We start from the raw sequence: 15,027 nt of genomic DNA on the forward strand, positions 1-15,027 counted from the left end.
TTACTTTAGCCAAAGCCTAATGCTTACCAGGATTTCTTTATTTATGTCATTGGTCCCATATAAAGTATTTTCAACATTCTGTATAATATAATGAAAACGGTTGCACAAGTTGTTAGCAACCGTTCTTTTTACACAGTTGTGAAAACGGTTGCACAACCTATTGTGAGAATAAAAATGAAAGGGGTATGATTGTGAGAATACGACGTTCGAAGACTTTTTTGTTGTTCATGGTGTTTCTCTTGACCGTGCAGATATTTTCAGGGCTACAGCCTTCTAACGCTGATGCCGAAGAACGGACAGTACGGTTAGTAGGTAACTTTGGCGAAGAGGGGGATGATACATATTGGAACCCAGCATCTGACGAGTTGAAGATGACGGATGCAGAAAGCGGGAAGTATTATTTGAAAAAGACTTTATCTCCAGGTACCTATGAATATAAAGTTGCCATCAACGGCAGTTGGGATGAAAATTATGGTGCAGATGGCGAAGCGGGTGGTCAAAACATGTCCTTTACACTAGAGGAAGAAAAAGAAGTCCTCTTTGTCTACAATGACGAGACGCATGTGACGACCACCATGACCGAGGATCGACTACCACGTCTGGCCGGAACGATCCAATCAGCAATAGACGCGGGAAGTGACTGGTCTCCGGGTACCTCTACTGCGATTTTAGAGGATGACGACCACGATAACAACTACGAATTCACAGCCAACGTTCCAGCAGGAAACTATGAATTCAAGGTCGTTATAGGAAATGATTGGGGCGAAGAGTATCCCGGCGAAAACGTCAAGTTGAACGTAACGCATGATCAAGAGGTGACCTTCTTTTATAACCATGAAACGAAGGAAGTGACGACAAGCAACCAAACTTCCGGTCCCGATGGCCTCATCAAGTCAGACAAGCTCTATCACAATACTTGGGATGAGCTGTACCGAAAGCCTTTCGGTGCGATTGAGACCGGAAAAGAAGTGAAACTGCGATTTGAAGCGGAAAAAGGTGATTTGACTGGAGCTAACCTTCTTTTAAAAAATCAGACTTCTGGAAATTCGAATTTGATCAAAATGGAGAAGATCGGATGGACAGATATCGAGGGAAAAGGGGAGCGGGAATACTGGGAAGCGACGTTCACTCCTGAGGAAAAAGGGGTCTACGGGTATAAATTCATTGCCATTGATGGAAAAACCTCAAAAGAATACGGGGAAGATACAGCTCAGGGGAACACGGGACGTGCTGGTGATAATGTACTTGATTTCTTCCAGCTGACCGTCTATGATCCTGGGTATAAAACACCTGATTGGATGAAGGAAGCGGTCGTCTATCAGATTTTCCCTGACCGCTTTTATAATGGAAATCCAAAAAATGACGATGCAAAAGAACATGCACGGGGCGATGAACCGATTGAGCATCAGGAGTGGGACGAGCTACCTGATAATCCGAGACTTGAAAGTAAATCAGATTATGAGGGAGATGGAATCTGGAGCAATGATTTCTTTGGAGGAGACATCAAAGGAATTCATGAAAAGCTTGATTACATCCAGTCACTCGGGGTAAATACGATCTATCTCAACCCTGTGGCACACGCGGCTTCGAACCATAAATATGATGCGACGGATTTTAAAGCTGTCGATCCGATGTTCGGTTCACCGAAGGAGTTCAAGAAGTTCACCCAAGAATTGAAGAAACGGGATATGCACCTCATTCTAGATGGCGTGTTCAATCATGTAGGTGACGACTCGATTTATTTCGACCGTTATGGAAAATATGAGACGGTCGGCGCTTATGAGTATTGGGCACGAATCTATGATTATATGAATAAGGATGGTTTTTCGGAGGAAGAGGCAAAGGCAAAAGCTGAGGAAGAATTTCTTGCTGAAGGACAGGTGTTCAGTGAGTACGGGTTCCATAATTGGTTTAATATCGAGAATGATAAAGTGGAAGAAGGGACCCCGAATGAACGATATGACTACCAGGCCTGGTGGGGATTTGATAGTCTGCCAGAAATTGCATCAGTCCCTGGGGATGCTGTCCCTTATGATTCTGAACTGAATAATGAAGAGTTTGCGGACTACATCATGTACGATAAGGATTCTGTATCTAAATCCTGGTTGAAGCGAGGCGGATCCGGTTGGCGTTTGGATGTTGCCAATGAAGTTGATCCAGAGTTTTGGAGAGAGTTCCGTACGGAGATTAAAGATACGAAAACAAAAACAAAGGATGATCCGTTGATTCTTGGGGAAATCTGGGATGATGCGTCCAAGTACTTCCTTGGTGATCTCTACGATTCAGTGATGAACTACAGATTCCGTGGTGCGATGCTTGATTACTTACGGAACGGCAATGCTGGGGATGCAGCTAATCAACTGAACGCCATCAAGGAAGACTACCCTGAAGAGGCATTTTACAACCTGATGAACTTGATGGGTTCACACGACACAGCTCGAGCAGTCTTTTTGCTCGGAAATGGATCTGAGAATGCTGAACGGGCAGAGTTTGACGCAAATTATGATCATGAACTGGGTGTCGAACGATTGAAGCTTGCTGCGATCTTCCAATTCGGTTACCCTGGAGCGCCGACGGTCTATTACGGTGATGAAGCAGGCCTTACTGGCTCCAAGGATCCGGATGACAGGCGGACATACCCATGGGGCGGAGAGAATGAGGAGCTGATCAAGCACTACCAGAAACTCGGTAAGATCCGTGAGCAGCATCAGGATCTTTTTGCACATGGTGATCTGAAGAATCTTCACTCTGAAGGAGATGTCTTCGTCTATGGACGGAGTCTTGATAAAAAGGCGGGGCTTGTGGCGATCAACCGCGGAAATGAAGAGAAGACAGTCGAAGTGGATGTGAAAGACTTCGCTCTTAATGGGGTAGATTTTAAAGACCAGCTTTCGGAAAAGAATGTTATAAAAGTTGGAGATGGAAAAGTGACATTGACGATTCCAGCTATGAGCGGTCAAATGTTTGTCTCAAAAAATGCGAGGATTAAACCACCTGCCACAGTCAATGATTTGAAAGTTGAAGAAGGTGTAGGCTCAGCTACGCTTTCCTGGTCTGGAAAAGCAGAACAATACAATGTGTATATGACGAATATTGAAGGAGCTCTTTATAAGAAGGTTGAAACCACAACAGATAATTCAGTCAAAATCGACGGACTTGATAACGGGAGGAAGTATTATTTTTCTGTGACCTCTGTCGATCAACATGGGAATGAATCGGGTAAAACCGCAACCGAAGAGGTGGTTCCGCATATTCCATTGACTGAAGGTTCTTATACCATCAATGGGGTATCGGAATTGGAATCTTCAGTCCTTGATTTAGCTGAACCGAAGACGGTAGAATCGAGCATTTCAGTAGGTGATTTTTCAGCAGATGATCTCGTTGAAGGACTTCAAGCTCAATTGCAAGTTCGTACTCCTGGTTCTGAAGAGTGGGAAATGATTGATGCTCGTTATGCTGGGCAAGATGGTGGCGCGAATCACTTTTCAGCAGAATTTTTACCTTTGGAAGTCGGTGACTATCAATACCGTTATGCCTATACGACGGACCTTGGACGAAATTGGGTTTATTCTGAAGAACAATCGGTAACAATCTCGAAATCTGAAGATGAAACGTCGCCGGTTGATTCGGTCAATTTGGAGCAACCGACACAGGAATCCGGACAGGTCAATTTGAACTGGAGTTTGGAAAATCCTGATGATCCTTACATGATTGCGATTCTCCGGGATGGTGTCGTGATTGATAAGATTTGGGATCCGGAAGCGATCAGTTATCAAGATCTGAGTGTTGAGAACGGTAAGGAATATTCCTATGTTGTTCGCGTCTATGATCAGTATGGAAATTTTAAGGATTCCAACGCTGTAGCAGTCACTCCAGATATCGTCATGGTAGAAGTGACGTTCAAGGTGGGCGCACCGGATTATACACCGCTTGATACGAAAATCACCATGCCAAACAGCTTGAATGGCTGGAATACAAGTGCGTGGGAGATGAGCCGTAATGGGGCGGTGACACCGGATTGGGAATATACAGTTGACATGCAAGTCGGGGAAGTATTGACATATAAATACGTGAAGGGCAACTCCTGGGACAAAGAAGGCCTCGCTGACCACACGCCAGATGACCCGACTGACGATGATATCAGTTATTATGGTTACGGGGCACCAGGAACAGACCTGAAAGTCATCGTCGAAAATCAGGGCAATAACAAAATGGTGGTGGAAGATACGATTGTGCGATGGATCGACCAGCCGGTTGTCATCACCTCACATGCAGATGGACAGAAGGTAACGGATAATCGTGTAGAATTAAGCGGAAATGCGATTAAGGAAGGTGTGCTCACCATCAATGGGGAACAGGTAACTGTCAATGAAGATCTGAGTTGGAGACACGAAGTCGATCTTTCTGACGGAGAGAATGTATTTGACATCCACATCGAACCGACAGACGAGAATAAATCAGAAATCTTCAACAACGACGCAGGTTCAATCGCCAAAAACACCAAAGACATCACCTTCAAACTGATGAAAGAATGATTGATGGTGCCAGGTACACATTGGGAACCCTTATGCAGCAACGGTTCTTTTTGGGTGCCTGGCACCGTTTTGAATTCGGTGGGGGAGTAGGCATCTGAATCGGTGCCAGGCACCAGTGCACTTATTGTTTTGAATTTTCGCGGTAGGGGAAGTATGATAAGAAGATAAATGGAGTTGAAGTTCGTTTAAAGGAGCATGTGATGGAGAGTTGGTATACAGAGTTCATTGAGCATTATGGGTATTTTGGCATCTTCCTTATAATGGCTTTGGAAAATCTTTTTCCCCCGATCCCTTCTGAGGTGGTGCTGCCGTTCAGTGGGTTCGTCACGACAACCACAGACCTGCACATCATCGGTGTCATCTTAGCCTCGACTGCCGGATCGGTATTTGGGGCTATCGTGCTTTATGGCGTTGGATTGCTTCTGGATGTTGAAAATTTAGAAAAAATGATTGATCGCTGGGGACACATTCTCCGAGTGAAAAAGAAGGATGTAAGACGTGCAGATGACTGGTTCGATCGTTATGGAAAATGGACGGTTTTCTTTGGAAGGATGATGCCATTTTTACGAAGTGTCATTTCCATCCCTGCAGGTATGTCGAACATGCCATTTGTCTTTTTCATCGTTCTCACAACACTCGGAACGATCATTTGGAATATCCTCCTTGTAAGCATTGGGGCTGCACTCGGTGACAATTGGACAGGTATCATCCAGTATGTAAAGCTTTATTCGAAAACAATCTATATCGTACTTGGCATCGGTGCCATCCTGTTTATTGCCTGGTACGTGCAACATAAAAGGAAAAAGAAGAATAATTCTCAATAAATCGATGGTCTTGGAGGTCGTCTTTTTTTAGGCTTTTTACTAAAGGCTGTTTTCGCAAACGTTGTTGCACTTGCACTTAAAGAAAATATAAAATACTTTCTTCAGTATAAGGGCAACTAAGGCTCGACCTACAAAAGGCTTGGTCTCGCCAAGTTTTCTTTAAGAGTCGTTGATTTCTGCTTCAGGTGCTCTCTTTCCGCGGGCATAAGAAAAGCGGAAGCGACCCACTTAGTCACGCCGGTCACTGGAGGACTGACGAGGAGTCTCGAACCTAACAAAGACTTGGTTCTGCGTGGCCTCACTCATAAGGATGTCGATCAATGTATCGACCGCTGCAAGAAAGTTTGAAGTGATCCAAGTGACTGGTCGCTGAGCTAAACATCACATTTCTGAATGCGGGGTCTCACCTGTCCCACTGATCCCGAAGGAGTCTCGTACCTTGCTCTCCAGAGGCTGTCCAATAAGTCCCTAAAATGAAAAAGCAACGAGGAAAATGGTGTTCGTTTTCCTTCGTTGCTTTTTCGTTGAATCAGAATCATTGGGGGTGGCGGAACGGATCCCCGCCACTTTCAATAGATTGTGGACAATCACCAACTGGAAAAGGAAAACCTGCGGAACGACAGATTGCCCTTGATGGCTCTCTACCTCACCAGCGTAGATGGCGGCTTCATCTTCATCAATTTAGAGATAAATTCGGAGTTGTAGAGATAAATTCAGAGTTTTAGAGATAATTGTAAAATTGCAGCGTTTTGGTGCTAGTTGTAGAGATAAACGTTTTTGGTAGGTCACTCAACATACTTTCTCCTCTTTACCTAAGGGAAGTTGTCCAAAAAGTGTCTGACTCTCTCCAAATTTCACAACATTTTACGAATAATTGTGGTTTTGATTCAAAATGTTGTTTTGGAGGTGTCTGACACTTTTCTTTTTGGACAGTCCTTATTACCAAAATGACCCAAAAGCAACACTCTTTAAAAAAGAGCTTTTCTCAAAGATTGATTTTGTTTACATTATTCTTTTTTATTGTTACGATGATTTCAAAATATTAACAAAATTTGTGATATTAGAGATGGGCAACTCCAGAGTATGAAGGGGGACAAATAGGTGTTGTCATTGGGGGTTTATTTTAAACGATTGAAATCGATTATAATCGGCATCCTTTTCATCGGTTTTTTACCGAGTTTTATTTATGGTTTTGACCAGACGATCAATCTCCAATCCTACACATTCAATGGAAAAACATATGATCTGTTTCCTGGTATTTTTGACAAGTACGCTTATTCGATGACGATTTTTTTGGGCGCGTTGATACTCGGCCTGGTTTTTGCTATTTTGTTTACATTTTGCACCACTTTGTTGCCGCGTTTTCTAAAGAGGATGGTCTACGGGATATTAACCTTGTTCGAATCCATTCCTGATTTGTTCATTGTACTCTCCTTGCAATTGTTGATCGTTTATATCTACCAGAAAACAGGCTGGCTCATCAGTAATGTGACGGTGGTCTATGATGATAAAATTTATCTGCTCCCGATTTTGGTCCTATCAGTCCTGCCTACCATCCAGTTATTCAAAATCACTTTCCTTTTGCTAGAAGAAGAGAAGGATAAAGCCTACGTCAACGTTGCAAAATCAATGGGTCTTGGTGATTATTACATATTGCTCCGACATGTGTTCAGAAACGTTATATTCAATCTGTTCCTCTATTTCAAAACGATCTTCGTCTTCATGCTATCGAATCTATTTATCATGGAATATGTTTTCAACATCCACGGATTGATGAGGATCATGCTTAGCCCGAATATTTTTGTGTTTATTATAAGCACGATCATGATCACAATTCCTTTCTTATTATTGTTCGAAGCAGCTCAAGCGATGATTGATAGAGCCACTGGTGATCGAGGTGAGGGAAACGTATGAGCAAGGTCTTATGGAAACAACCTCAGTTTTTGATTGGTGCCTTACTCGTATTGTCATTGCTAGGGTTGAGTCTTGTATATCCGTTATTTTCTGAACCTCCAGAGGAAGTCAAATATCTTTATAAAGATGGTAAGCTGGTTGATGTTGCTCCTTTTTCGCCATCACAGGTTCCTCCGTTCGGAACGGATCGATTCGGCAGGAACTTGCTTAGCCTGGTAATCAGTGGTGCCAAGTATACATTGTTGATCACAATTGCGATTGCATTAATACGGGTTATCGTCGCCGGTGTGCTGGCGATTTTTTACCATCAATACAACAAAAAACTACGTCCTATGTTTGAAGATATCATCGAATCCACCCTTTTTGTACCAGCTTCAATATTAGGGTATTTGCTGATGGCTCCATTAGCGGTAAAACAAGCGCAGGAAGGGACCAGTTTCTTTGAAATCGTATTGATCCAGAGCATCATATTGATCTTGATCGGGGTTCCGCCACTCATATCGGTTTTTTCAAAGGATATGTCAATGATCACAAGGAAGGAACACATTGTCAGCACTTTGTCTCTTGGGGCGAAGCATCGATATGTATATGTCAAACACGTACTGCCAGAGATGGCCAGCCGCTTCTTATTGGTGACAGCCCAACAAATTATTCAGGTAATGATTCTGCTTGCACATCTGGGTGTTTTATTGATTTTCCTTGGAGGGGTCAAAACGATCCTGGATGGGGATTTATTAAGCACACACAAGGTATTCGTCTCGCTGTCTGGTGAATGGTCAGGTCTTATCGGCAACAATTTTCAAGAAATCGTACATAGTCCACATGTCGTCCTTATACCTTTAGCTTTCTTTTCATTGACTATTTTCTCAATGAACCTGATCATCAATGGCATGCAGAATGCGATGAAACACAAAGAGAGGGGGAGAGGGATATGAAGCTCCTGGAAGTTCAAAATTTGAGTGTCGCTTTTGGCTCTGAAAAGGATGAATTCATCGCAATCGATGATGTCAGCTTTTCAATCGATAAAGGTGAAACGGTTGCGCTGATCGGAGAATCTGGATCCGGAAAAAGTGTGACCTCCCTCTCTATCCTGGGGCTTTTACCAGCTAACGGAAGTATCCGTAAGGGCCGAATTTTCTATAGTGACAAGGATTTATTAGCACTGCCAGATAAAGAATTACAAAAAATCCGGGGGAAAGAGATATCGATGATTTTCCAGGATGCTTCTGTATCATTGAATCCATCTATGAAAGTCGGAAAACAGATTACAGAGGGCCTCGTTTATCATCGGCTGATGAATCGCAAAGAACTCAGACGGGAGGCTCTGCGTTTATTGACAGAGGTAGGATTCAACAACCCGACAGAAGTGTTCGATCAATACCCTGGTCAGCTTTCCGGCGGTATGAAACAACGGGCTCTCATTGCAATGGCGATTTCTTGCAAACCACAGCTGATCATTGCTGATGAACCCACAACTGCACTAGATGTCACGATACAAAAACAGATTCTTGACTTAATGAACGAATATAAGAAAACGACTGCTACGTCTCTCCTCCTGATCACTCATGATTTCGGGTTAGTGGCAGAATATGCGGATCGAGTATTGGTGATGTTCGGTGGTAAAATCGTCGAATCAGCTGATGTATTCACGCTTTTCAAAAATCCCATCCATCCCTATACGAAAGGATTGATGGAGAGTATCCCGAAAATAGAAGAGCCTAAAGAGCATTTGCAGACGATAAGGGATGCCGTCAGCTTGCAACTTGGCTATGGAGAACGGAAATTTGCACCGGAAACGTTTTCGACTGATGAAAAGGTGTATCATTCACCTTCAACCTTGATTGAAGTTGAACCTGGTCATCATGTCAGGTTCTTTGACATTTAAAGAAAGTATAAAATAGTTTTTTCAATATAAGCGCAACTAAAGCTCAGCCTGCGCCATAGGCTTGGCTTTACCAAGTTTTCTTTATGAAAGGTCGGAGGTGTTGAAGGCATGAAACCATTAGTTGAAGTCCAAAATCTTTCTACTTCTTTTCAAGATGGCAGAAGCATAAAGAAGGCGATTGAAGGGGTAACTTTCAATGTATACGAAGGTGAGACGTTAGGTATCGTAGGGGAGTCAGGTTCTGGTAAAACGACTCTTGGGAGAACGATCATTCGTCTCCTGGCTCCTGACTATGGTTCTATCAAGTTTACTGGAATTGATCTGACTAGATTGACCGGTAAAAAATTGAGGGATATGAGGAAGGATTTCCAGATGATTTTTCAAAATCCCTATGAATCTCTTAGTCCTCGATTGAAAGTAGGGGAAATCATCGAAGAGCCACTCGCCATACAGAAGATGTTTTCACAAAGGGAAAGAACGCAGAGAGCTTTTCAGATGCTAGATAATGTAGGTCTTCCTAAAAGTGCCTATCATAAAACAATCCATGAGTTCTCAGGAGGTCAAAGACAAAGGATAGCAATCGCCCGTGCACTGATCTTGAATCCTAAACTGATCATTGCTGATGAACCTGTTTCAGCATTAGACGTTTCTGTGCAGGCACAAATATTGAACCTGTTAAAGGATTTACAGAAAGAATACAATCTGACCTCCATTTTCATTTCCCATGATTTAAACGTAGTACATCATATGAGCGATCGGGTAGGTATATTGAATGGAGGACATATGTTGGAAATTGCCGGAAAAGAGGAAATTTACAGGAATCCTGTCCATCCTTATACGAAGTCTCTCCTCTCATCCATTCCAAGAAACGATCCGACTCAACGGGATGTGATCCAGGAGAAAGTCATCGTCCCTTCTGCATCACCACATCCTCCTCATCTGATCAATATCGGCAATGAGCATTATGTTGCTTCGAATGTCATTGAAATCAAGAATTTCGAAGTCAGCTCTATAAACTAGTTCGATCAAAACAAGGACTGACACACCAAAATATTGGTGAGACAGTCCTTCTGTCTTTGGTCCTATCATCTTTTAGTTTGGTTCCGTTCATTTTTACGATTACACCGAGTTTCGCTCCCTTTCCACAGGCAAATGGAAAGCGGAAGCGATTCGTAAGCATCTATCTTCTCCGTCGTTTCTTCCATTCTTTTTTCGCCATTGGAATGAGATGCCTTCTTGCCATGTTATATCCTTTTTTCAGGATAAAAGCTTTGATCAGTTTTTTGATCGCCATTTGTATTCTCCTTCCATCGGTTTGTAGCCATCGTCTTGTTGATAGATTAAGGCTCTTTTCGCAAACTTTGTGGCTCTTGAAAGTTGTTGATTTCTGCTCCAGGATGCTCGCTTTCCGCGGGGCGTGCGGTGAGCCACTCGTCGCCTTGCGACCCTTTTCAAGGAAGCATTTGTGCTCCTGCGTCTACAAGAAAGTCCTGTCGAAGCGAGCTTCCTCGTCGCATGCCTTGCGAGGAGATCATTCAGGTAGTAGGCACGCTGTTCCCGCAGGAGTCTCGCACCTTGCTCTCCAATCAACTTGCACAAGGTGATTTTAAAATGACTCAAAAGCAACAATCTTTTAGAAAACAGCCTAAATTAAAGAGGAGATATTAATACATTCCTCTTATGATAAAAATAAAACACTGTCCCAAAAAAGTGTCATTAACCTCCAAAACAACATTTTGTTTCAAAAAACTATTTATCTCAAAATGTTGTTAAGTACGAGAGGCTCAGACACTAATGGGACAGCCTGGTTCATTTCAGTATTTACTGTATTTTTCCAGCAGGCCGTAGAGCTTCTCCAATGGATTGCTTTGCTCGCTCCGCTGCATATTTCTTTTATATTGGTCACGTTCATTGTATGTTTTCTCTATTAATTGATGAAGAGATTCATCAGTGACGTCTTCTTCTTGAATCACTTCAGCAAAGCCTTGCTTTTTAAAAGACTCCGCATTTTGGATCTGATCACCACGGCTCTGGCTGAGAGGAAGTGGTACAAGAATCATCGGAATCTCGAGATCTAGAAATTCATAGATTGAGTTTGAGCCAGCTCGTGTGACGACCAGATTCGTCATTGCAAGAATGTCAGGCAACTCATCTTTTATATACTCAAACTGCTTATATCCATGAACATGGATTGTCTCGTCGACTTTCCCTTTCCCGCAGAGATGGACGATTTGATATTTTTCAGTCAATGTCGGTACAAGATTTCTTACAGCCTCATTCAGCCGCTTAGCTCCCTGGCTTCCTCCCATCACGAGGATGACTGGCTTGGATTCAGTGAAATCACAGAAATGTAGCCCTTTCCGTTTGGAACCTGTACGCAATTCTTCTCGAACAATCGACCCTAGTAAAATTCCTTTGTCTTCAGGGAGGTGTTTGAGTGTTTCCGGGAATGTCACACATACCTTTGAAGCGAATGGCATTGAGATTTTATTCGCTAGTCCCGGACTCATATCAGACTCGTGAGAAATCACTGGCGTTTTCGTAAGGCGGGAGGCAAGGATTACAGGAACTGAAACGAAGCCTCCTTTAGAGAAGACGATACTCGGCTTCACCTTCCGGATGATCCGGTACGCCTGACCGATCCCTTTGATTACCCGGAACGGATCTTTAAAGTTATTGATATCGAAGTATCTCCGCAGTTTTCCAGTTGATATCGGATAATACGTCACATCAGGGAGATGTTCGATCAATTCACGTTCAATTCCATTGTGCGATCCGATATAATGGATTTCCCAATTATTACGTTTCAAATGAGGGATCAAGGCGAGATTGACAGCGACGTGGCCAGTCGAACCGCCCCCCGTTAACAATATACGCTTCATTTACATCATCCTTTAATTAAACTGCTTCCGTACCAGGCACCGAAATGGAGGCTTACTCTCCCAAGATGTTTCGAAGTGTGCCAGGCACCGATCAGGAATTCAATGGTAGCAGGGCTTCTTAATCAGTGCCAGGCACCGTTGAATAGAGCACTGCCTTTATTATATATGGATTGTGTTCGTGTTTCATCCCACATATGTATATCAATTTTGACAGACTGTTGTTTTATTCGTTTGTACAACAGCATAAATAGGGGTTGACCTGCTAAAACACGGTCAACCCTACTACGCATAATTCTCACTCAGTCTTCATCAAAGGTAGGATTCTCGCCTGATGATACAGACAAATCCAACCCATTTCAGCTTTGCGGGTTTTTGATATGAGCCAGACCGCCTAGATCACTGTAAACCTCGAGATCGCTCAATTCGCACCATATTTTTCTGATCAGATCCCCTTCGAATGCGAAAATCAATACACCTGTTTCCTTGACAGGTTCGTCACGCGTAGGCAACTCAAGCCAGCCCCCAGCATAGGTACTCGTTCCAGTGTACCGGATGACGACTTTTTCATCTCCAACGATGATATCGTGCAATTCCCATTCACTGTTTGTAAACGTCGACCGGTACCAGTCCAGAAATTGGATGAACTCCTGTTTTCCGACTGAATGGCGCCCGGCAGTTTTCACTGTCACTGCATCCACTGCAATTTCATCCAACCGATCCAAATCGCCTCTTCCAAATACATCGTGGAACCACGCTTTCGCATGCTCAACTCTCAAATTCCCCATTACAAGCCCCCTATATCAATTTCTTCTGATTTTCGATAACAGCCTCAACATTTCAATATACAGCCAGACTAGCGTGACCAACAGCCCAAATCCAGCATACCACTCCATATATTTCGGTACCTGTTGTCTGGCACCTGCCTCAATGAAATCAAAATCCAAAACCAGGTTCAGGGCAGCCACTCCGACGATGACTAATGAAATGAGGATTCCCATCATGCCTGTTTCATGTAGAAATGGAATATTCATTCCGAAAAACCTCAAGATGATATCAATCAAGTAAACAAAGAAAATTCCCATAGTCGCAGATATGACTCCTATTCTGAAATTCCTCGTCACTTTTATGACGCCTGTCTTATATAAAAGCAGCATTGCTAATAACGTACTGATCGTAAGGAGAGCAGCCTGCAACGTGATGCCGCTGAATTGAGATTCATAGATTGCGGATAAAGCACCGATCGCCAGCCCCTCTAACAGAGCATAAGCAGGAGCGGTGAAAGGGGAAATTCTCGGAACAAAAGCAGTGATCAATGCCATCACAAGTCCGCCTAACACCCCGATCCATAATAAGTGTTGTACCATGTGGCCTGAAAAATACTCATTCCAGGAATAGAAGGCACTGCCCATTAGCACCACAAGCAAAATGAAAGTCTTGTTTACGGAGCCCCCGATGGTCATCGCATTACCCGATGACGCAATTCCTCGAAATCTACTGAACGTTTTATCATTCAAACTCGGATTCGAACTGCGCATATCATCACCTCAAATAGAAATCTACCCATTGATACAAAGCTTAACATATTCAAAGTAATGTGCCGTCTTATACAACCTGTAATGTAAAAACATTTTTTACAAATATATGAAACTTTCCACGAAAGTAACCGTAATAAAGAGTGAGTATAAATGAGAGTACTGATCAAATTCAAGCAAATGGGGGGATGTAGATGTTTGAGCTTTTTAAACGGGTGAAGACAGTCGTCAATTCGGAATTGAACAGCCTGATCGACAAGGCAGAAGACCCGATCAAAATGGTGGAGCAGTATTTACGTGAGATGGCTTCGGACATCCAGGAGGCAGAGAAAGCGACTGCAAAGATCATGGCGGAAGAAAAACTGCTGAAGATGAAATGGGAAGAAGCCCAATCGATGGTCAAGAATCGTGAAGCGCAGGCAATCCTTGCACTTCAAGAAGACAATGAAGATTTGGCGAGAAGAGCACTCGAAGATAAATCGCGTCTTCAGAAAGAAGCAGAACAATTGGAGCACCTCTACATCGAGGCTACTAAAACTGCTGCAGACCTCAAAGAAAAGCTGACTGAAATGAAATCTGAATTTCGTGATATGGAAATGAAGAAAGCCACATTGAAATCCCGTGCCCAGTCTGCTAAAGCACGCACAAACATCAACCGCTCCATGGCTATGCACAATAGCGAAGGTTCAAAAAACGGCTTCAAACGAATGGAAGAGAAGGTGTTAAGGTTTGAAGCTGAAGCAGAAACAAGTGAGGACCTTAACCTATCAAGCCGAACGTTGGACACCGAATTGAAGGAAGTGGAGATGAAAAGCAGTGTGGACGAAGAACTGCGTTTATTGAAAGAACGAATTGCTAATCAATCAAATGGAACAAGCGAATAGGGGCTTCATATGGAGTTATTTGGATATCCCATAGAGACGCTTTATCTCTATGGACTCATCATCGGAGGATGTTTAACGCTTATTTATATATTAATGAGCGATGTTTTGGAAGGGATTTTCGAGGTCTTGTCAGAGACGTTCTTCAATCCGACATTGATTCTTTCTTTCCTCACCATCTTCAGTGCATCCGGATACTTGCTTGAAATCATGACTGGAATGAACAGCTGGATCATCCTGGTCGTTTCTGCACTTTTAGCATTCTTATTCGTTACTTTGTTGAACGTATTCGTTTTGATTCCACTCTCTTCTGCGGAGGAATCCAATACGTATGCGATAGAAGATTTACAAGGCCGGATTGGAAAAGTCATCATTTCCATTCCTGCTGATGGTTATGGTGAGGTATTGATCAGCGGGAACAGTGGAAATATCGCTAAGTCTGCGGTAAGTCTGGAAAACGAACCAATCGAGGCTGGATCTGATATTCTCATCATCGACACCAAAGATGGGGTTCTGCACGTTACCCGATACGAACAAGATACCTTCAACGTGTAACAATTCATATTCAGGGAGG

Annotated in this window: 11 protein-coding genes; 8 read left to right on the top strand and 3 right to left on the bottom strand. The window is 43.1% G+C overall.

The window, feature by feature from the left end; translation table 11 throughout:
- Positions 1-191 precede the first annotated feature (191 nt).
- The 6 genes from N8M93_RS05985 (at position 192) to N8M93_RS06010 (ending at position 10,178) form a co-directional block, all read left to right on the top strand.
- Positions 192-4,535: an alpha-amylase family glycosyl hydrolase gene (locus tag N8M93_RS05985; RefSeq protein ID WP_261130334.1), complete on the top strand. Its 4,344-nt coding sequence runs from the start codon at positions 192-194 to the stop codon at positions 4,533-4,535.
- Between the two features lie 200 nt (positions 4,536-4,735).
- On the top strand, positions 4,736-5,359 hold the full coding sequence (locus N8M93_RS05990) for a DedA family protein (protein WP_261130336.1): 624 nt from the start codon (positions 4,736-4,738) through the stop codon (positions 5,357-5,359).
- Positions 5,360-6,460: 1,101 nt separating this feature from the next.
- A complete protein-coding gene (locus tag N8M93_RS05995; protein ID WP_261130337.1) occupies positions 6,461-7,273 on the top strand; it encodes an ABC transporter permease subunit in 813 nt (270 codons plus the stop codon).
- Positions 7,270-8,208: an ABC transporter permease subunit gene (locus N8M93_RS06000; protein WP_261130339.1), complete on the top strand. Its 939-nt coding sequence runs from the start codon at positions 7,270-7,272 to the stop codon at positions 8,206-8,208. Before N8M93_RS05995 ends, N8M93_RS06000 begins: the two co-directional genes overlap by 4 nt.
- Complete coding sequence (locus tag N8M93_RS06005; protein WP_261130341.1) at positions 8,205-9,158, top strand: ABC transporter ATP-binding protein; 954 nt, start codon at positions 8,205-8,207, stop codon at positions 9,156-9,158. The genes N8M93_RS06000 and N8M93_RS06005 overlap by 4 nt, the downstream gene beginning before the upstream one ends.
- Before the next feature lie 108 nt (positions 9,159-9,266).
- A complete protein-coding gene (locus N8M93_RS06010; RefSeq protein WP_261130342.1) occupies positions 9,267-10,178 on the top strand; it encodes an ABC transporter ATP-binding protein in 912 nt (303 codons plus the stop codon).
- Positions 10,179-10,972: 794 nt separating this feature from the next.
- On the opposite strand, the gene N8M93_RS06015 is transcribed toward N8M93_RS06010, so the two are convergent.
- The 3 genes from N8M93_RS06015 to N8M93_RS06025 form a co-directional block, all read right to left on the bottom strand.
- Complete coding sequence (locus tag N8M93_RS06015; protein WP_261130344.1) at positions 10,973-12,040, bottom strand: undecaprenyldiphospho-muramoylpentapeptide beta-N-acetylglucosaminyltransferase; 1,068 nt, start codon at positions 12,038-12,040, stop codon at positions 10,973-10,975.
- 356 nt (positions 12,041-12,396) lie between these two features.
- A complete protein-coding gene (locus N8M93_RS06020; RefSeq protein WP_261130346.1) occupies positions 12,397-12,825 on the bottom strand; it encodes an ester cyclase in 429 nt (142 codons plus the stop codon).
- A 15-nt stretch (positions 12,826-12,840) separates the two neighbouring features.
- Positions 12,841-13,575, bottom strand: coding sequence for a Bax inhibitor-1/YccA family protein (locus N8M93_RS06025; RefSeq protein ID WP_261130348.1), 735 nt, complete (start codon positions 13,573-13,575; stop codon positions 12,841-12,843).
- A gap of 191 nt (positions 13,576-13,766) precedes the next feature.
- Here N8M93_RS06025 and N8M93_RS06030 point away from each other — a divergent pair, with 191 nt between their 5' ends.
- On the top strand, positions 13,767-14,456 hold the full coding sequence (locus tag N8M93_RS06030) for a PspA/IM30 family protein (protein WP_261130349.1): 690 nt from the start codon (positions 13,767-13,769) through the stop codon (positions 14,454-14,456).
- A gap of 9 nt (positions 14,457-14,465) precedes the next feature.
- Entirely contained in the window at positions 14,466-15,008 is a 543-nt protein-coding gene (locus N8M93_RS06035; protein ID WP_261130351.1) for an NfeD family protein, read from the top strand.
- The last annotated feature ends 19 nt before the right edge of the window (positions 15,009-15,027 follow it).

The organism is Bacillus sp. Marseille-Q3570, assembly GCF_946151055.1.
GTDB lineage: Bacteria > Bacillota > Bacilli > Bacillales > Fictibacillaceae > Pseudalkalibacillus.